The organism is Salipiger abyssi (assembly GCF_017311415.1).
Taxonomy (GTDB): Bacteria; Pseudomonadota; Alphaproteobacteria; order Rhodobacterales; family Rhodobacteraceae; genus Salipiger; species Salipiger abyssi_A.
Genome location: NZ_JAEKIS010000039.1, coordinates 1 through 15,718 on the forward strand (window position 1 = coordinate 1; position 15,718 = coordinate 15,718).

The following is a 15,718-nucleotide window of genomic DNA, read 5'->3' on the forward strand; positions in this document are numbered from 1 at the left end:
GCAGCAGGCGGCCGACTGGATGCATGCGCAGCAGCCCCATGCAGAGGAGGTAGCGGCATGACCAAAACCGTTCTCATTGCCGGAAAATTTCAGAATGGGGCTGGACTGTCAGGATATGTTGCCGAGCTTGGCGCGGCGTTTCTTTGCGCCGATCTGGAGCTGACGCCCGAGCCTGGCTTTGACCATGCCGCCTACATTCAAAGCTGGTTGAAAGTTTTGAAGGAAGACAAGCGCGCGATCTTCGCCGCCGCCGCCCATGCGCAGCGCGCCGCAGATTTCCTGCACGGACTGCAACCCGTGATCGAGGATGAGCAAGAAGAGGGAGTCGCCGCATAGGGCGGCTCCAAATAGAAAAAAATTCGCGGCTGGCCATCAGGCCAGCCGCTCAGCGTCCTATCGGACGGGAAGTTGAAGATTGCCCGCTATATAACTTTCCGCCGCCTCGTAGTGCCAATTCGTCCTGCGCGGCGTATCGTACCTGACTGCGACGCACTCAGGGCAATCTGGCGGTTCCGCCGATCTGAAAAGGACAATCCGTTGTCCGCGATAATCTGCGCTCAACTGGCGGAATAACGGCAGGTAGTCCTTACTTCCAAAGAACAAAATGGGTTCATCCGATCCCCGTGGCAGCATGGAAAAATCTTCGTAGCGATCCACTTTCCGTCGCCGCTTGTAACGCTCTGCCTGCCCCGAGAAGGTGATATCATAGTCGGGCAACTGGAAGTCAGAGCGGACAAGCCCCCATCCAGCGGAGAGGATGTACAGTTTTTCGCGTCCTACATGTTCCAGCAGCCCTTGATAGACGGCAGGCCGATAAAGGGTGCCAGCCGCCAAGAGGTTTGGCGGGGATGCCGTGCCGCTTTGGTTGATCGCCGATAGAAGATCACGCCAGGTCGATCCGCCGCCGCACGCATCATCCGGCCTTGCGTAGAATTCGCCGTCATCGGGCGCGAGTTCTGGATGAGCCACGAAGCGAACGGGTCTGCCATCCGGCGCGCTAAGGCTTCCTGCGTCTGCTCTCTTGGAGCCAGCACACTGAATGACAACGATCATCCGCGCCGTCCCATTTGTTCGACACGTCTTTCGAGAACATCAAGAAAGTCTGGATCATAAGCCTCATCGACATGGTTCGAATTCCAGACGCCGGAGGCCCGAACACGCTCGCGGTTGCATCGGTTGCCGAGCCAGGACTCTGACGGAGGATCGATAGGCTCTTTCTGCCAATTGCTGAGAAGTGCGATGGAACCGCGTTCGATGATACCGCGCTCACTTTCTGCGCCCGCGTCGTCGCTGACCTCTACCCATAGGAATGGCATCGCGCCGATCACGCCGCTAACCGTCTGTTCGATAGGTTGCTCTGCAAGGCGAACCTCATGCGGAGCGTTAGATTGCCGATTATCCCAACTTTCACATTCCAGCCCATCGCGGTCGAGTAGCGCCGTGCCGACGATCAACCTGAAAATCGACCCACGATGATTTCCGCCACCGGATCGCGCCACGCCCTTGTGTTGTGACAATCGTTTCCAGAGGGTCGTGCGGGAACCTGCTTTCAGCGCATGCGTCCCGACGCGCACCACGCGCGGCCCAACGCCAGATTGGCTTCGTAGCTCTCCGTCTTCAAAGAAGAAGTAGACCCCGCGCATCGGCCAGTCCATCCGCCCCTGGCAATCTCGAAGGTAGCGCTTCCCACTAGAACGCCCATCGAGTTCGGCCATAAGCTCATAAAAACGCTGTAAATCTGCGAGTCTGTTACTCATGCGCAGTATCGTAGCGCAGGCACTTTGGCAGAAGCTACCACGAAACCAGTGGCCTGCCGATCTGCCCACAGGGCAATAGTAGCGGCCAGCCTGACGGCTGACCGCTGGTAGGTTAGAGACCTGGCGCGCGGGTCGCCAGTTCATGCTCGATGTTTTGCATCGATGCCAGCGCGTCGTGGCGCTCTATGCTACCGCGCGGGGCGGCGGCAAAGGCGTTGAAAGCCTCGGCCAGAAGGCCGTGCAATTCTGCCGTGCTGCGGGATGCCGCTTCAAAACGTGAGACGAGTTTCATCGTATCCTCCTTTTGCTTCAAGGAGGCCCCGAACCACTCAGGGCCTTTCGGCCCCGTCACACCATCATCGGCCCATGGAAGGCCTGATGGTTCGGTAGGTTTCTTGTGCTTGGCTTAAGGTGGATGCGCGGATGAAGCGCTACGAATGCGTCTTTGACATGGTGATCTCCGCCAGCACGGCAGGGTTGATCGGCTTTGGTCGTTGGCCGCTGCTCGCTCTTTGGCTAGGGTTGCGGAAGACAGGCAGCGAGGCGATGGCAGACACGGGAAGCAAAACAAATCGGCAATTGGCCGAGGCTGGCAACGAGGTCTGGCCTCAGACTTCGTGGAAGCAAGTGCTTCGCCGCACGGTGCCGGTTGTTCACTTGGATGTGGAGACCGGCGCGGGAAGACGGTGGAGAATTTTCGATTGCACGCATGACGACTTGGACGACGATCAGATTGCTTATCTGCGCAGTGTGATCGTCAAAACCATGCGCATGGACGTGATCTGTCTGGTGATATCCGAAAAGGCGACCGAGACAGAAGAAGCGCTGTATGAAAGCATCTACGCCGTCCACCCCGGCTTTGTGGCTGCGCGCCTGAAGTCACCGAATAATGGCATGCTGGAGGTGCTGAATGCGCCCGATAGCGTCCTTGCAACAATGAGCGCGCAGGACTTGTTCAAGAACATCGAGAACGGGAATTTTCAGTTTGAAGGCCACCGCGCCTATCTGGGCCACCGCTTCATCGAGTTCGTCAATCACTATTGCCGGAAGTGTCAGCGGGACTTGTTCTGCGCGACGGGAATTATCGCGACCCGAGGCGACGCCGCGCGTGAAGTCGCTGAATATCGACGCAACGTTGCCCATTTGGGGATCGATGAATGCAGCCCTTATTTGAACGAAGCCGCCCTACAGAAGTTGGCTCAGCATACGGAAATTTCTGGAATCCCAGTTGCGCAGCTCGTCTGGGTTGACGGAAAAGGCGACAAAGCCGGAAGCTTCCAAAGCCAGTGTCCAGCCTGCAAAACCATGCAGAAAAACGGCGCACTGGCATTCAATATTCGCTTGGACAAGCTGGACAACCCCCGAACGGATCATGCCCGCACGTTTAAATACCTCCCGATCACGGAGGACTCGTTCATGTGGGACTACGATCTTGTCGAGAGCCGGAAATTTGACCCCGATCTATTTGACGACATCGGTTATCGCCGCCCAGGCTGGACTTTGATCGGACAGTAACCGGGCAGCATTGATGGTCTGCTGGTGCGAACTGCATCCCAGCCCGACACGCTACATGCGGGCTGCGACCTGATTATCAGAGACATGAACCTTCAAGGGTGAATTGGCGGCAGCGGACATACCGGTAGGCACTTGGCTGTCTGGCTGGCCGTTTTCTACCCCGTGCTGATCGATCCCTTCGTCTCCCGTGCTGGCTTGCACCAATTGCCCTTAATCCCTGGCCGAAGCTGCTCACCGCTTCAATGGTCTGCCCGCTCCAAAAATCCGTATTGAACATGAAGCGCCGAGCCTTCGCTCCGGCCTGACGGGAGGGCGTTAGCAAGCCAACCCGAAAGACAAGGAGATGAAGATCATGGCACGCGAAAACACCAACCAAAACTTACCCCTCAATGCCCCGGACTACATGGCCTGGCACGTCACCCAGAAAGGCGAGAAATCGTTCTGGAACAAGGTCGGAGCCGCATGGAAGCACAAGGACGGGCGGGGCTACACGCTCCAGCTCGAAACCTGCCCGATCAATGGCCGTATCGTCCTGCGCCTGCCGCTGGAAGATGCTCCCGAAACCGCAAACGATGCGGGGCGCTCATGAGCGCCCCTGTCAAGTTGCAGGAATTCTTCGTTGATCCTGCTCGTCTTGCGTCCGGCAAATGGTGCCACACGCGAGACCGCCAGATCGGAGAAGGCGATATCAGCGCCGCATACAGCGCCGACAAGATCGCCGAGGGCCGCGTCCGCTCACCCTTCAAATGGCAAAATGCCCTTTGGGTTTCAGTCGGCGGCATTTGCGGAGGCAACTACCGCGCCGTGCAAGCCTACCGCATCATTGAGCGCAAGTTCTTCGGCGGTACGACGATCACCTACCACGAAAACGCTCGCCTCAGCGCCGCTGCCCGTGGACGGCCAGAAGGCTTCTATCACGGCATGACCGTGAAATGGGGCAAGCTGGATTGCGTACTTGTAGGCCCCGCAGCCATCTTTCTTCCTTCGGAAGAAAAGGCCGCGCCAGAGCAAGTCGATCTCTTCGACCTGCTATAAGCTTTGGCGCAGCCCGCAAGCGGGCGGCGCTATTCGGGCATGTGGTCGTCATCGTCCAGCCAGTCATCGCGGCGAGCGCGCGGCTTGAATTCCGGCACCAGCACGTCCGGCTTTTGCTTGTGACGCGCATGGGTCAGACGAATAGCAAGACGCACGGTATCATCTGTCGCCAGATGGAAATGCTGACGAAGTTCTTCGAGTTGAAGCGCATGCGCTTCATCAAGATTGAGCATCAATACATGTCGCATAACTTCCTCCTTTCAAAATCTTACAGTTCAAAATCAGGCCCGCGATCCCGTGAACGATCACGCTCGCGGCCCTTGTCTTTCTTTGGTGCCTTGGTTTCCTTGGCTAGGTCGTAATTGACCTTGGCCGTCGCAGCGTAGCCGCGCTCCATCATCAGATAGGCAGACAGCTCACTGTGCAGGTCGGCAATATCCTTGCTGCGCTTGTCCCGCACTTGCTTAATCGTGCGCTGGAGCTGCTGGCGCTCATCGAGCTGGCGGGCGACCAAATTGTCCCGTTCCGCCTGATCGCGCGTGTACGACTGCCAGGCTTCCAGCTCGTTTTGCGTTCTGATCTTTGAGTATTTCCCCGTGATCCGGCTCCACAGCCCGCCGACACCTTTGGGAAGACGCGCGGCTCTGGCCGCCGTTTCCTTGTCCCAGCGGGCGCGCTGCATATCGTCTAGTGCCTTCCGCTCGGTGCGGTGGCGCTCCACGGTCTGCGTGCGCTTGAACTCGATGGCCGGGTGTTTCTTGAAGTAAGCCTTGTTGATTTCGAGCGCGTATTTGTGGAGCTGATCGCCCATGCGCTTGGCGATTTCTTCGCGGCGCTCTTGCACGGATGGCAGCTTGTCCACATCAGGCACGCGGGCTTTTACATCTTTTGCCTTCACGCCCGACCAGCGGGAGAGCGCGTAAATCTCGCCTTGGTAGTCGAGCGCGACGACACCGCGCCGATCACCGCGCGCCAGATAGAAGCCTTTCTCTTCCAGAGCGGCTTTCAATGTTTCGGCGTTGTCGGAGTGCTGCCAGGCTTGTTTGAACATCGCCTTGACGAGCTGCGGATCGGCCAGCGCCCGTTTGGCTTGCTGCCATTCGGCGCGGGTGAAGTTTAGCGGATTGCGCAAGGACTGATCGACAATGCCCTTCGGCATGTCCCAGCCATTCTCCAGATACAGCTCTTTCGAGACTTCCAGAAGGCGGCGCTTGAAGAACGGCATGTTCTTCGCCGTCATGGTTTCGGAATCGATCCTCGACCAGACAGCATGCGCATGTCGCCGTCCTTCCTTCTCATGGAAAACGATTGCGCGCGGGTGCCCATCCAGGCCGAGACGTTGCTCAGCCAGTTCGATGGCGGCCTCAAAAGTGGCGACATCGACGCGCTCATCTTCGGGTGGATTGAGGCTGAGCGAGAAGAGATGCTGCTCGCAGCGCGTGCCTTTGGCGACGGCCTGCGCTTCCAGCAGGGCGTCCAATAGCTGCTCGTCGGCGACGAAGCCCCGAATCTCGTGCAGCTCGACATGCTCGTTGTCCTGCACATTCATCAGGTGGCGGGCGAGTCTGGCGGCGTTGCCGCGCTGTGAACCTTTCAAGATCATGGCTCACCTCCATCGCTTAGTCCGCCGAGCGCCCGCAGCAATTCTTTCCTAATGGCTTTGACATCGGCGCAGGCTTGGCGAAGTTCTTCTTCGGTCTCCGGCGTGACCGGCAACGATCCTGTGTTGGAGGCACGGGCGAGTTGATTGAGATTTTGTGACAGGCGAGAAGACCCGAGCGCGCCGAGAACGCGCCCGAGGGCTTCGTGGTCTTTCACGGGATAGCGGCCACGCTTTTTGCGCGGCGAAGCATCATCTCCGAGCAGTTCCTCACGAATATACCGCCCAAGCGGCATGCTGCCCCGCAACATATCCAGCTTTGCCCGTTCTTCGAAGTTCAGGCGCAGCGAGAACGGCGGCGGATACTTGGGCCGCGTGTCCTTGGCTAACTTATTGAATTTTTTATCTAAGGTGCTCATCGCCGCACCTCAGATCGCTTAGATCATAAGGTGCGAGATGCTGTTCCCATTCTTGGAGGACTTCGAACAAGCGGTTCGATTCAGCTCCAGTTGGGTCCACCACTTTCCCTCTGACATTCAATCTGAAAATCAAACACCTCACCGACGGCGCCCCTGGCGCCGGGGCAGCGCCTTGCGCGTCGTGGCGTCCGGTGGGGCGCGCTAAAAAACTGTCGGATTGGCCGGAAGGGCGCCGCCCGGCGAGCGGAAGCGGCGCCGTTTGCTGCGCCGTTATGCGGCGATTGGCGCCAGCTCCGGGATCTGGTCGCCGCTGAAGGCGATGTCGTCCCAGGTCACCGTGGCCCCGTCCAGAGTGATGACCACATCGCGGGCGGAGTCCGTTTCGCTTTCGTAGCGCAGGATCACCTCCGAGCCGGCATTGCCCTCGGCATCGCTGGTATATTCGATTCGCGCATTGGAAAGCGTAAAGCCGTCATCCAGCGGATCGCCGTCCACCAGGAGCATATCGACACCCGGCTCGAAATCGGCGATCCGCGTGACGTCGAGCAGCAGCGTGCCATCCTCCTGACGCACGTCATCAAGAAAGAAATCTTCAATCTCGCTTTCAGTGAGCTCGCCCTCGTCGACAGTGAGCTGAAACGTATCGCTTCCGGTCCCGCCCGAGACGATGTTTGCCGTATTGGTGATGCTGTCGGTCGTCGCGCTTTCGTCGATGACAATGGTATCGTCGCCATCCCCGCCATCGAACTGCGCGATATAGCCGGTGCCGTCCCAGTTCTGGCTGAAGGCCATGATGACATCGTTGCCGGCGTCGCCATGGACTCCCGAATTCATGGAGTTGATGGACAATGTGTCATCGCCTTCGCCGCCGTGTATGGTGGAGCTGTCGCCGGCGAACTCGCCTTCGGTTGTGATCACGTCGTCGCCGTCTCCGCCATCGATCAGCATCCCGCCGGGGATGAAGGAGATCGTGTCGTTGCCATCGCCGCCGGTGACCGATGTCTCGTTGCCGTGTTCGATGTCGATCAGGTCGTCGCCATCTCCGCCGTCGATCAGGCCAGGGCCGGTCGACCCGGAAACGATAATATTATCATTGCCTTCACCGCCATCGAGGTCGAAATTCAGGGGCAGCTCTTCCGCGGTGATCGTGTCGTCGCCGGCCTCGCCGCGCACATCGGTCTCCGGCTCGCCGGTATAGGACGCCTCGGTCTCGATTTCGATCAGGTCGTTCCCGGCGCCCGCACGAACGATGAAATCCATCAGGTCGGTGGCGCCGCCGGTGATGGTGTCTTCGCCATCCGTCCCGGTGATCGTCTCGTCGGAATCGTCACCCGTGGGCGGCTGCCCGCCGGTATCGTCGTCATCGTCCGATCCGACATCGTCGCGGTCGTCGTCATTGTCTGAGGGGGTGATAAATCCGATGCCAAACGTGGCAAGCCCGAGCAACAGTAAAACTTCCATATTTCCCAACTCCAATCGAACCGACCCCGGATTCATTATTCTTTAATTTCCTGGAGATGCAATCCGCGTCAAAATTGCACTGAATTCGACGCCCGAATTGGAATGTCGCAATAATGGAATGTCGGAATAAAGAGCGCGCCATCCCCTATTCCGATCGCCCGGTGGCGTGAAACGGGGGCGGCGGCTTTTGTCAGGGCAGGGGCGGATGATGGCATCCGCTCCGTACTCAGCGCTGCGACTCGATCCGGATGGTCTGGCGCAGATCGCCGCTGGCGCGGTCGAAGATCAGGATCTCGTCGCTCTCGGTCACCACCGCATACCAGTCCGACCCCTGGGTATAGGCGGTGACGGTGGCGCCGCCCGGCAGGGTGATGATCTCGGGCAAGGGCGCGCGTGCGCTGCGGTAGGAGATGACAATCATCGCGAGGATGGTTAGAAGCCCGGCGATCATCACGCCCGTGAGCACCGTCACCAGCAGGCGCAGAAAGCGCAGATTGGCCGGTTCGGGCAGCTTTTCCGGGTCTGGAGTCTGGGACATGGACACTCCTCTGCGCATCGTCATCGGCGAGGCCCCGCCGCCGCGCCTTGATAAGGCGCTGGCGCGCGATGTGCCAGAGGCAGCGGCGTTGTCGCGCACGCGGCTCGCCAAGCTCATCGCCGAGGGCGCGGTGACGCGCGGCGGCGAGGTGCTGAGCGATCCCAAGGGCAAGGTGGCCGAGGGCGACGAGATCGTCATCGCCGTGCCGCAGGCCGAGGAGAGCCATATCGGCCCCGAGGACATCCCGCTTGAGATCGTCTGGGAGGATGCCGACCTCGTGGTGGTCAACAAGCCCGCCGGCATGGTGGTGCATCCCGCCCCTGGCACGCCCACGGGCACGCTGGTCAACGCGCTGCTGCATCATTTCGGCGGGGCGCTTTCCGGCGTCGGCGGCGTGGCGCGGCCGGGCATCGTGCACCGGATCGACAAGGACACCTCCGGCCTGCTGGTGGTGGCGAAATCGGATCGCGCGCATCACGGGCTTGCGGCGCAGTTCGAGGCGCATAGCGCCGAGCGCGCCTATCTCGCGGTGGTTTACGGTGTGCCCGATGCCGGCGATCCGCGTCTGGTGGGCACGCGCGGTGTCTCGGTGGAGCCCGGCGGGGTGATCCGCATCCAGTCGGGACTGGCGCGGCACAAGACCGACCGCCAGCGTCAGGCGGTCTATTTCGACGGGCAGGGGCGGCACGCGGTGACCCGGGCACGGGTGCTGGAGAGCTTTGGCACGCCGCCCGCCATGGCGCTGGTGGAATGCCGGCTGGAGACCGGGCGGACGCATCAGATTCGCGTGCACATGGCCCATGCCGGGCACGGGCTGGTGGGCGATCCGGTCTATGGCGGGCGCCGCAAGCCGCCGCTCAAGGCGCTGGGGCCGCAGGCGACGGAGGCGGTGAGCGGCTTCACCCGCCAGGCGCTGCACGCCGCCGAGCTGGGATTCGAGCATCCGGTGACCGGCGCGCATCTGCGCTTCGAGGCGCCGCTGCCGGAGGATATGGCCGCGCTGCTGGGCGCGTTGCGGGATATCGGCGCGAGCTGATCATTTTCGCACATAGCGCGTGTCTATTTTGCGCATTTCAACATCTGCGCACGGTTGATATAAACTTCCCAATGTGGTGAGCGCGTCATTTTGGCGGATCCGTCCGACGGAAAGCTGCGTTAGCGTCGTAGAAAGCCATAAGTGCCATAAGGCTTGAAATTCACACGAGGCCGTCCCATCTTGGATGTTAAGCCCCGTAACATTGGAGGATCAGGGTAGGTGAGTAACTATGCCAATCTTCCGGCACCATCGCCCGAAGCGGGCCTGAGCCGGTACCTGTCCGAGATCCGGAAGTTTCCGCTTCTGGAACCGGAAGAAGAATACATGTTGGCCAAGCGCTGGGTCGAGGATCAGGATGCGCCGTCCGCGCACAAGCTGGTCACCAGCCACCTGCGCCTCGCGGCCAAGATCGCCATGGGCTATCGCGGCTATGGGTTGCCGCAGGCCGAGGTGATTTCCGAGGCCAATGTCGGCCTGATGCAGGCGGTCAAACGCTTTGACCCGGAAAAGGGCTTTCGCCTGGCCACCTACGCGATGTGGTGGATCCGTGCCTCGATCCAGGAATATATCCTGCGGTCGTGGTCGCTGGTGAAGCTCGGCACGACCTCGGCGCAGAAGAAGCTGTTCTTCAACCTGCGCAAGGCCAAGTCGCGCATCGGCGCGCTGGAAGAGGGCGATCTGCGCCCCGAGCATGTCGAAAAGATCGCCACCGATCTCGGCGTGACCGAGGACGAGGTGATCTCGATGAACCGGCGCCTGTCGGGGGGCGATGCCTCGCTGAACGCGACCGTGGGCAGCGACGATGACGGCTCGATGCAGTGGCAGGACTGGCTGGAGGACGAAGACGCCGACCAGGCTGCCGATTACGCCGAGCGCAACGAGCTTGAGGCTCGGCGGACCATGCTGGCTCAGGCGATGGATGTGCTGAACGAGCGCGAGCGCGACATTCTCACCCAGCGCCGTCTGGCCGAACAGCCGGTGACGCTGGAAGAGCTGTCGGGCGTCTACGATGTCAGCCGCGAGCGGATCCGGCAGATCGAGGTGCGCGCCTTTGAAAAGCTGCAAAAGCGCATGCGCGATCTGGCGCAGGATCAGGGGATGATGGCGGAGGCCTGACATTCCGCCCGTTTCGAACGAAACGCCCGTCCCGACCCCCGGGGCGGGCGCTTTTTTATGGCGCCGCTGCGTGTCATGGCTTGGAAAGGCGCCGCGCCTCGGGCATGGAACAGGCGCGGGCAGGGCGCCCGCTCAGAGGAGTGTTTCATGACAATCAGGCGGATTTCTTCCGGCGGCGCTTTCGAGGCGAAGATCGGCTATTGCCGCGCCGTCGTGGCGGGTGGCTTCGTGCATGTGGCGGGCACCGTGGGGCAGGGCGAGACGGTCTCCGAACAGTGCCGCTCGGCGCTCGATGTGATCGACAAGGCGCTGGCCGAGGCGGGCGTGAGCTTTGCCGATGTGGTGCGGGTCAATTATTACCTGCCGGATGCGTCGGAGTTCGAACCCTGCTGGCCGATCCTTGCGGAAACCTTCGGGGAAAACCCGCCGGCGGCCACGATGATCGAATGCAACCTGATCGCGCCGCAATACCGGATCGAGATCGAGGTGACGGCGCTGGCGGCGGGGTAACGCTCGGCGCCGATGTGCGCTGGACCTTCGGCGCCGAATTCGCCATACACAGGACAGGAAGATACCGAGGAGTCGTCCATGGGCATTCTGAACTCGCTCCTGAGCGCTTTGACCTGGTGGAACGGGGCCACGCTCAACACCCGTCTCTGGAGCAGCCGCAACGGCACGCGTGTCGGCGAGGATGAGCAGGGCAACACCTTTTACCAGACCAAGGACGGCAAGCGCCGCTGGGTCATCTATAACGGCGAGATCGAGGCGAGCCGGGTCAGCCCCGACTGGCACGGCTGGCTGCATCACACCTTTGACGAGCCGCCCACCGACCGGCCGCTGCCCCATAAGTCTTGGGAAAAGCCGCATCTCGAAAACCTGACCGGCACTGCGCTGGCCTATGCGCCGCAGGGTTCGATCCGCCAGGTGGAGCCGAAGCCGCGTCAGGATTACGAGGCCTGGAGCCCGGAATAACCTCATGAGCACGTCCACCACAGAGGTGCTGGTCGGCGGCGCGGTGCTTGCCGCCGCGATTGCGTTCGGCGCCTATGCGGTGACGAGCACGGGCTTTCGCCTGGGCGAGGCGGGCTATCCGCTGAGCGCCAGCTTCCGCTCGCTCGAAGGCATCACCGTGGGCAGCGACGTGCGGCTGGCCGGCGTCAAGGTCGGCACGGTCACCGGCATCGCGCTGAACCCCGAGACCTACCGCGCCGACATGTCGATGACGGTGCAGGACGAGATCCAGATCCCCGACGACAGCGCCATCGTGATCTCTTCCGAGGGGCTGCTCGGCGGCAATTTCGTGGAAATCAGCCCCGGCGGCTCGCTGTTCTACTACGAGGCGGGGGACGAAATTCTCGACACGCAAGGCTCTGTCAGCCTGATCTCGCTGCTGCTGAAATACGTGGCCGGGGGGAGCGAGGAATGATCCGCATTTTGGCACTCGCCCTGGGGTTCGCCGCAAGCGCGCTGCCGGCGCAGGAGGCGACCAGCACCGGTACTGGCGCGGAGATGCGCGGGCTCGACAAACTCACCGGCAAGGCCTCGGATATCGAGATCTCGGCGGGCGAGACGCTGCGTTTCGGCCGGATTGAGATCGCTTTGCGCGAATGCCGTTACCCGCAGGACGACCCGGCGGGGGATGCCTTTGCCTTTATCACCGTGCGTGAGGCGGGCGAGGCCGAGCCGGTATTCCGTGGCTGGATGATTGCCTCCTCGCCGGCGCTCAACGCCATGGATCACCAGCGTTACGATGTCTGGGTGATGCGCTGCACCACGTCCTGACCGGAAGCGGCCAGCTCGGTCCCCGCGAAATCTGCCCGGAACACCAGCGCCTCTTCGAGCCGGGCGCGATATTCCGCGCGTGAGATCTCGACCCCGCCCATGGTGGCGAGATGCTCGGTCAGGAATTGCGTGTCGAAGAGGGTGAATCCGGCGCGCGTCACCAGATCCATCAGCCAGCAAAGCGCGATCTTGGAGCCGTTGCGGCGGCGCGAGAACATCGACTCGCCGCAGAACACCGTGCCGAGCTCCAGCCCGTAAATACCGCCCGCCAGTTCGCCCTGCATCCAGACTTCGAGCGAATGTGCCTGGCCGCGTGCATGCAGGCCGATGAAAAGCTCGCGGATTTCGGCGTTGATCCAGGTCTCGCTGCGGTCGGCGCAGGCGTCGATGACGCCGGCGAAATCCGTATCCACCGTGACGCTGTAATCGTCCTGCCGCAGCCGGCGGGCGAGGCTGCGCGAGATATGCAGCCCGCCGATGGGGATGATGCCCCGGCGCCGCGGATCGACCCAGAACAGCTCCGGGTCGTCGCGATGCTCGGCCATCGGAAAGATGCCCGAGCGGTAGGCCTGGAGCAGCAGATCCGGCGTCAGTCTCATGACCGCCCCTGCCGCCCGTATCCGCCGCGCCCCGCCATCAGCCGGCGGAGAACGGATCCTTGGCCAGCCACTTCTCCAGCCAGTGGATATTATAATCGCCGGCGAGGATGGCGTCCTCTTGCAGCAGCGCGTGGAACAGCGGCACCGTGGTGTCGACCCCATCGACGATCAGCTCTCCCAGCGCCCGGTTGAGCCGCGACAGCGCCTCCGTCCGGTCGCGGCCCTTGACGATCAGCTTGCCGATCAGGCTGTCGTAATAGGGCGGGATCGCATAGCCCTGATAAAGCGCCGAATCCATCCGCACACCAAGGCCGCCCGGTGCGTGATACTGGGTGATCTTGCCCGGGCAGGGGGTGAAGTTGGGCAGTTTTTCCGCGTTGATCCGCACCTCGATGGCGTGGCCGTCGATGGTCAGATCCTCCTGGGTGAAGGAGAGCGGATAGCCCTCGGCGACGCGGATCTGCTCGCGCACCAGATCGACGCCGAAAATCGCCTCGGTCACCGGGTGTTCCACCTGAAGCCGGGTGTTCATCTCGATGAAATAGAACTCGCCGTCCTCATAGAGGAACTCGATGGTGCCGGCGCCGGAGTATTTCAGATCGGCCACGGCCTTGGCGCAGGTCTCGCCGATGCGCTTGCGCTCTTCGGGGGTGATGCAGGGGCCGGGGGCCTCTTCGAACACCTTCTGGTGGCGCCGTTGCAGCGAACAGTCGCGCTCGCCCAGATGCACCGCGTTGCCCTTGCCGTCGCCGAAGATCTGGATCTCGATATGACGCGGCTTTTGCAGGTATTTCTCGATATAGACCTCGTCATTGCCGAAGGCGGCCTTGCCCTCGGCCCGCGCGGTCTGAAAGGCGCGCTCCATTTCCGCTTCGGAATTGGCGACCTTCATGCCGCGCCCGCCGCCGCCGGCGGTGGCCTTGATGATCACCGGATAGCCGAATTCGCGACCGATCTTCTTGGCGGTCTCGACATCGGGCACGCCGCCGTCGGAACCGGGCACGCAGGGCACGCCGAGCGCCCTCATCGTGTCCTTGGCGGTGATCTTGTCGCCCATGACGCGGATATGCTCGGCGGAGGGGCCGATGAAGGTCAGGCCGTGATCCTCGACCATCTGCACGAAGCGCGCGTTTTCGGAAAGAAAGCCATAGCCCGGGTGGATTGCCTGGGCGCCGGTCACCTCGCAGGCCGAGATGATGGCCAGCGGCGACAGATAGCTTTCGGGCGAGGGGGCAGGGCCGATGCAGATGGTCTCGTCGGCCATGCGCACATGCATGGCATCGGCATCGGCGGTGGAATGCACCGCGACGCTGGCGATGCCCATCTCGCGGCAGGCGCGGATGACGCGCAGCGCGATCTCGCCCCGGTTGGCGATGAGAATCTTGTCGAACATGAGCGGCCCTTACTCGAGGATGACCAGAGGGGCGCCGTATTCGACGGGGGCGCCGTCCTCGACGAGGATGCGCTTGACCGTGCCCGCATGCGGGGCGGGGATGTGGTTCATGGTCTTCATCGCCTCGACGATCACCAGCGTGTCGCCTTCGCGCACCTGCTGGCCGACCGAGATGAAGGAGGGCGCGCCGGGTTCGGGCTGCATGTAGACGGTGCCGACCATGGGCGAGGTCACCGCGCCGGGATGGGCGGCGGGATCCTCGGGCGCGGTCTCGGCGGCGGGGGCGGCAGCTGCCGGTGCTGCCGCGGGCGCAGGAGCTGCGACCTGAGTGACGGCGGGCGCCGCCTGCGGCATCATGCGGCTGACCCGCACATTGAGGCTGTCATCCTCGCCGTAATCGCGTTTGACCTGAAGCTCCGTCAGATCGTTGTCCCGGAGCAGTTCCGCCAATGCCTTGATGAAGGCCACGTCGGCTTCGTGGGTGTCTTTGCTCATGCAATCCTCGCCGGTGATTTGCCGGGCCTTTTTGCCCTGGCCCCTTGATTTGGCGCTTATAGGCCAAGCGTCAGCCCATGAAAAGCGAGGGAAAGCGGGAAATAGAGGCCCTTCGGCGCATTTGACCAAGCGTGAAGGCGCCCCGGGCACTCGCCGGGGGCGTTGCTCCGAATCATAGGTCGGCGCCGGGACGGCCGGCCTACGGTGCGGCGACGACGGCGGCCTCCGCATAAGGCGCGGTCGGTGTGCCCGGGTCATCGGGCTCCTTCGGCTCGGCCTCTGGCTCCGGTGCCGGCTCGGTGCGCGTCGGTGCGGCGGGCAGGGGGCTGGCATCGTCTTCGGCGCCGGTCGGTGCCGGTTCCGGCGGGCGCAGGTCTTGCGTCAGCCGTTCGGCCTGTTCCTCGAGGATCGCGGAAATCTTGATCTGCATAATCGAGGGCGGCGCCACATGTTTGGCCGGGTTGGGAAGCCCGGTCAGGCCGCGCCAGAAATCCGCCGGCGGCTGCCCGCTGGTTTCGCCATCGGTGCCGGTGCGGGCCTGTTCCGAGACAGGCTGGACCTTGGTTTCCCGCGCGGGCCCGTCCGGCACTGCGGGAAGGCCCAAAGGATGCCCGGTGGCCAGAGGTGCCACCGCGGGGGGTACACCCGTGAACTGCATGGATTCTCTCCATCAGATACAAAGCCCCCACCTGATCGAGCTTAACACAAAGACCGGGGCGCGGCAGCGGTTTCGTAAAATTCTCCCGTGTTTTCCGTCTCTTGGTTAACGGCTTGTTGCAAGGCGCGCGACGGCGCAACCGGGCGGGGCCATCCGGCGCCCGCCCGTTCCGCTCTTTCACGCGCTTCGGGTCAGCCCTTATTCGCGCGGTTTTCGATGAGGTCTTCGACGACGGAGGGATCGGCGAGTGTTGAGGTATCGCCGAGGGCGCCGAAATCGTTTTCGGCGATCTTGCGCAGGATGCGGCGCATGAT

21 protein-coding genes and 1 pseudogene are annotated in these 15,718 nt (G+C 62.2%); 10 read left to right on the forward strand and 12 right to left on the reverse strand.

What is annotated here, in order from left to right; genetic code table 11:
• Window positions 1-117 precede the first annotated feature (117 nt).
• Window positions 118-336 (forward strand): annotated as a pseudogene (locus I6N89_RS24265) (zincin-like metallopeptidase domain-containing protein); the annotation flags it as partial.
• A gap of 57 nt (window positions 337-393) precedes the next feature.
• On the opposite strand, the gene I6N89_RS24270 reads toward I6N89_RS24265, so the two are convergent.
• The 3 genes from I6N89_RS24270 to I6N89_RS24280 form a co-directional block, all read right to left on the reverse strand.
• Window positions 394-1,053 (reverse strand): hypothetical protein, encoded by a 660-nt coding sequence (locus I6N89_RS24270; protein ID WP_207020845.1) that lies wholly within the window; start codon window positions 1,051-1,053, stop codon window positions 394-396.
• Complete coding sequence (locus tag I6N89_RS24275) at window positions 1,050-1,757, reverse strand: hypothetical protein (protein WP_207020846.1); 708 nt, start codon at window positions 1,755-1,757, stop codon at window positions 1,050-1,052. Before I6N89_RS24275 ends, I6N89_RS24270 begins: the two co-directional genes overlap by 4 nt.
• A 112-nt stretch (window positions 1,758-1,869) precedes the next feature.
• Window positions 1,870-2,049 carry a hypothetical protein gene (locus I6N89_RS24280; RefSeq protein ID WP_207020847.1) on the reverse strand — a complete coding sequence of 60 codons (180 nt, stop codon included), beginning with the start codon at window positions 2,047-2,049 and terminating at the stop codon, window positions 1,870-1,872.
• Between the two features lie 131 nt (window positions 2,050-2,180).
• On the opposite strand from I6N89_RS24280, the gene I6N89_RS24285 reads away from it, so the two are divergent.
• The 3 genes from I6N89_RS24285 (at window position 2,181) to I6N89_RS24295 (ending at window position 4,307) form a co-directional block, all read left to right on the forward strand.
• Window positions 2,181-3,272 (forward strand): hypothetical protein, encoded by a 1,092-nt coding sequence (locus I6N89_RS24285; protein WP_207020848.1) that lies wholly within the window; start codon window positions 2,181-2,183, stop codon window positions 3,270-3,272.
• Between the two features lie 352 nt (window positions 3,273-3,624).
• On the forward strand, window positions 3,625-3,861 hold the full coding sequence (locus I6N89_RS24290; RefSeq protein ID WP_207020849.1) for a hypothetical protein: 237 nt from the start codon (window positions 3,625-3,627) through the stop codon (window positions 3,859-3,861).
• Window positions 3,858-4,307: a hypothetical protein gene (locus I6N89_RS24295; protein WP_207020850.1), complete on the forward strand. Its 450-nt coding sequence runs from the start codon at window positions 3,858-3,860 to the stop codon at window positions 4,305-4,307. Before I6N89_RS24290 ends, I6N89_RS24295 begins: the two co-directional genes overlap by 4 nt.
• Window positions 4,308-4,336: 29 nt before the next feature.
• Here I6N89_RS24295 and I6N89_RS24300 read toward each other — a convergent pair whose 3' ends face one another.
• The 5 genes from I6N89_RS24300 to I6N89_RS24320 form a co-directional block, all read right to left on the reverse strand.
• Entirely contained in the window at window positions 4,337-4,555 is a 219-nt protein-coding gene (locus I6N89_RS24300; protein WP_207020851.1) for a hypothetical protein, read from the reverse strand.
• A gap of 20 nt (window positions 4,556-4,575) precedes the next feature.
• A complete protein-coding gene (locus tag I6N89_RS24305; protein WP_207020852.1) occupies window positions 4,576-5,910 on the reverse strand; it encodes a relaxase/mobilization nuclease domain-containing protein in 1,335 nt (444 codons plus the stop codon).
• Window positions 5,907-6,326: a hypothetical protein gene (locus I6N89_RS24310; protein WP_207020853.1), complete on the reverse strand. Its 420-nt coding sequence runs from the start codon at window positions 6,324-6,326 to the stop codon at window positions 5,907-5,909. Before I6N89_RS24310 ends, I6N89_RS24305 begins: the two co-directional genes overlap by 4 nt.
• Before the next feature lie 270 nt (window positions 6,327-6,596).
• Window positions 6,597-7,787 (reverse strand): calcium-binding protein, encoded by a 1,191-nt coding sequence (locus I6N89_RS24315; protein ID WP_207020854.1) that lies wholly within the window; start codon window positions 7,785-7,787, stop codon window positions 6,597-6,599.
• A gap of 226 nt (window positions 7,788-8,013) precedes the next feature.
• A complete protein-coding gene (locus I6N89_RS24320; RefSeq protein ID WP_207020855.1) occupies window positions 8,014-8,325 on the reverse strand; it encodes a DUF6476 family protein in 312 nt (103 codons plus the stop codon).
• On the opposite strand from I6N89_RS24320, the gene I6N89_RS24325 reads away from it, so the two are divergent.
• The 6 genes from I6N89_RS24325 to I6N89_RS24350 all read left to right on the forward strand — a co-directional run bounded on the left by I6N89_RS24325 (window position 8,324) and on the right by I6N89_RS24350 (window position 12,259).
• Window positions 8,324-9,361, forward strand: coding sequence for an RluA family pseudouridine synthase (locus I6N89_RS24325; protein WP_207020856.1), 1,038 nt, complete (start codon window positions 8,324-8,326; stop codon window positions 9,359-9,361). The genes I6N89_RS24320 and I6N89_RS24325 overlap by 2 nt on opposite strands.
• A gap of 219 nt (window positions 9,362-9,580) precedes the next feature.
• Window positions 9,581-10,477 carry an RNA polymerase sigma factor RpoH gene (rpoH, locus tag I6N89_RS24330; protein WP_076695705.1) on the forward strand — a complete coding sequence of 299 codons (897 nt, stop codon included), beginning with the start codon at window positions 9,581-9,583 and terminating at the stop codon, window positions 10,475-10,477.
• A 147-nt stretch (window positions 10,478-10,624) separates the two neighbouring features.
• Entirely contained in the window at window positions 10,625-10,987 is a 363-nt protein-coding gene (locus I6N89_RS24335) for a RidA family protein (protein ID WP_207020857.1), read from the forward strand.
• Window positions 10,988-11,065: 78 nt separating this feature from the next.
• Window positions 11,066-11,449, forward strand: coding sequence for an NADH:ubiquinone oxidoreductase subunit NDUFA12 (locus I6N89_RS24340; RefSeq protein ID WP_207020858.1), 384 nt, complete (start codon window positions 11,066-11,068; stop codon window positions 11,447-11,449).
• Window positions 11,450-11,453: 4 nt separating this feature from the next.
• The gene (gene mlaD, locus I6N89_RS24345) at window positions 11,454-11,903 is read left to right on the forward strand and encodes an outer membrane lipid asymmetry maintenance protein MlaD (protein ID WP_076695699.1); all 450 of its coding nucleotides are present in this window, start codon (window positions 11,454-11,456) and stop codon (window positions 11,901-11,903) included.
• Window positions 11,900-12,259 (forward strand): DUF2155 domain-containing protein, encoded by a 360-nt coding sequence (locus tag I6N89_RS24350; protein ID WP_207020859.1) that lies wholly within the window; start codon window positions 11,900-11,902, stop codon window positions 12,257-12,259. Before mlaD ends, I6N89_RS24350 begins: the two co-directional genes overlap by 4 nt.
• On the opposite strand, the gene aat is transcribed toward I6N89_RS24350, so the two are convergent.
• The 4 genes from aat to I6N89_RS24370 all read right to left on the reverse strand — a co-directional run bounded on the left by aat (window position 12,223) and on the right by I6N89_RS24370 (window position 15,404).
• Window positions 12,223-12,858 (reverse strand): leucyl/phenylalanyl-tRNA--protein transferase, encoded by a 636-nt coding sequence (gene aat / locus I6N89_RS24355; protein ID WP_207020860.1) that lies wholly within the window; start codon window positions 12,856-12,858, stop codon window positions 12,223-12,225. The genes I6N89_RS24350 and aat overlap by 37 nt on opposite strands.
• Before the next feature lie 37 nt (window positions 12,859-12,895).
• The gene (gene accC / locus I6N89_RS24360; protein WP_207020861.1) at window positions 12,896-14,251 is read right to left on the reverse strand and encodes an acetyl-CoA carboxylase biotin carboxylase subunit; all 1,356 of its coding nucleotides are present in this window, start codon (window positions 14,249-14,251) and stop codon (window positions 12,896-12,898) included.
• Window positions 14,252-14,260: 9 nt separating this feature from the next.
• A complete protein-coding gene (accB, locus tag I6N89_RS24365) occupies window positions 14,261-14,746 on the reverse strand; it encodes an acetyl-CoA carboxylase biotin carboxyl carrier protein (protein ID WP_207020862.1) in 486 nt (161 codons plus the stop codon).
• A gap of 199 nt (window positions 14,747-14,945) precedes the next feature.
• On the reverse strand, window positions 14,946-15,404 hold the full coding sequence (locus tag I6N89_RS24370; RefSeq protein WP_207020863.1) for a hypothetical protein: 459 nt from the start codon (window positions 15,402-15,404) through the stop codon (window positions 14,946-14,948).
• Between the last annotated feature and the right edge of the window lie 314 nt (window positions 15,405-15,718).

Coding starts and splice junctions, on each gene's coding strand:
- I6N89_RS24270 (WP_207020845.1), bottom strand. CDS start 1,053: ATGATCGTTGTCATTCAGTGTGCTGGCTCCAAGAGAGCAGACGCAGGA.
- I6N89_RS24275 (WP_207020846.1), bottom strand. CDS start 1,757: ATGAGTAACAGACTCGCAGATTTACAGCGTTTTTATGAGCTTATGGCC.
- I6N89_RS24280 (WP_207020847.1), bottom strand. CDS start 2,049: ATGAAACTCGTCTCACGTTTTGAAGCGGCATCCCGCAGCACGGCAGAA.
- I6N89_RS24285 (WP_207020848.1), top strand. CDS start 2,181: ATGAAGCGCTACGAATGCGTCTTTGACATGGTGATCTCCGCCAGCACG.
- I6N89_RS24290 (WP_207020849.1), top strand. CDS start 3,625: ATGGCACGCGAAAACACCAACCAAAACTTACCCCTCAATGCCCCGGAC.
- I6N89_RS24295 (WP_207020850.1), top strand. CDS start 3,858: ATGAGCGCCCCTGTCAAGTTGCAGGAATTCTTCGTTGATCCTGCTCGT.
- I6N89_RS24300 (WP_207020851.1), bottom strand. CDS start 4,555: ATGCGACATGTATTGATGCTCAATCTTGATGAAGCGCATGCGCTTCAA.
- I6N89_RS24305 (WP_207020852.1), bottom strand. CDS start 5,910: ATGATCTTGAAAGGTTCACAGCGCGGCAACGCCGCCAGACTCGCCCGC.
- I6N89_RS24310 (WP_207020853.1), bottom strand. CDS start 6,326: ATGAGCACCTTAGATAAAAAATTCAATAAGTTAGCCAAGGACACGCGG.
- I6N89_RS24315 (WP_207020854.1), bottom strand. CDS start 7,787: ATGGAAGTTTTACTGTTGCTCGGGCTTGCCACGTTTGGCATCGGATTT.
- I6N89_RS24325 (WP_207020856.1), top strand. CDS start 8,324: ATGGACACTCCTCTGCGCATCGTCATCGGCGAGGCCCCGCCGCCGCGC.
- I6N89_RS24320 (WP_207020855.1), bottom strand. CDS start 8,325: ATGTCCCAGACTCCAGACCCGGAAAAGCTGCCCGAACCGGCCAATCTG.
- I6N89_RS24335 (WP_207020857.1), top strand. CDS start 10,625: ATGACAATCAGGCGGATTTCTTCCGGCGGCGCTTTCGAGGCGAAGATC.
- I6N89_RS24340 (WP_207020858.1), top strand. CDS start 11,066: ATGGGCATTCTGAACTCGCTCCTGAGCGCTTTGACCTGGTGGAACGGG.
- mlaD (WP_076695699.1), top strand. CDS start 11,454: ATGAGCACGTCCACCACAGAGGTGCTGGTCGGCGGCGCGGTGCTTGCC.
- I6N89_RS24350 (WP_207020859.1), top strand. CDS start 11,900: ATGATCCGCATTTTGGCACTCGCCCTGGGGTTCGCCGCAAGCGCGCTG.
- aat (WP_207020860.1), bottom strand. CDS start 12,858: ATGAGACTGACGCCGGATCTGCTGCTCCAGGCCTACCGCTCGGGCATC.
- accC (WP_207020861.1), bottom strand. CDS start 14,251: ATGTTCGACAAGATTCTCATCGCCAACCGGGGCGAGATCGCGCTGCGC.
- accB (WP_207020862.1), bottom strand. CDS start 14,746: ATGAGCAAAGACACCCACGAAGCCGACGTGGCCTTCATCAAGGCATTG.
- I6N89_RS24370 (WP_207020863.1), bottom strand. CDS start 15,404: ATGCAGTTCACGGGTGTACCCCCCGCGGTGGCACCTCTGGCCACCGGG.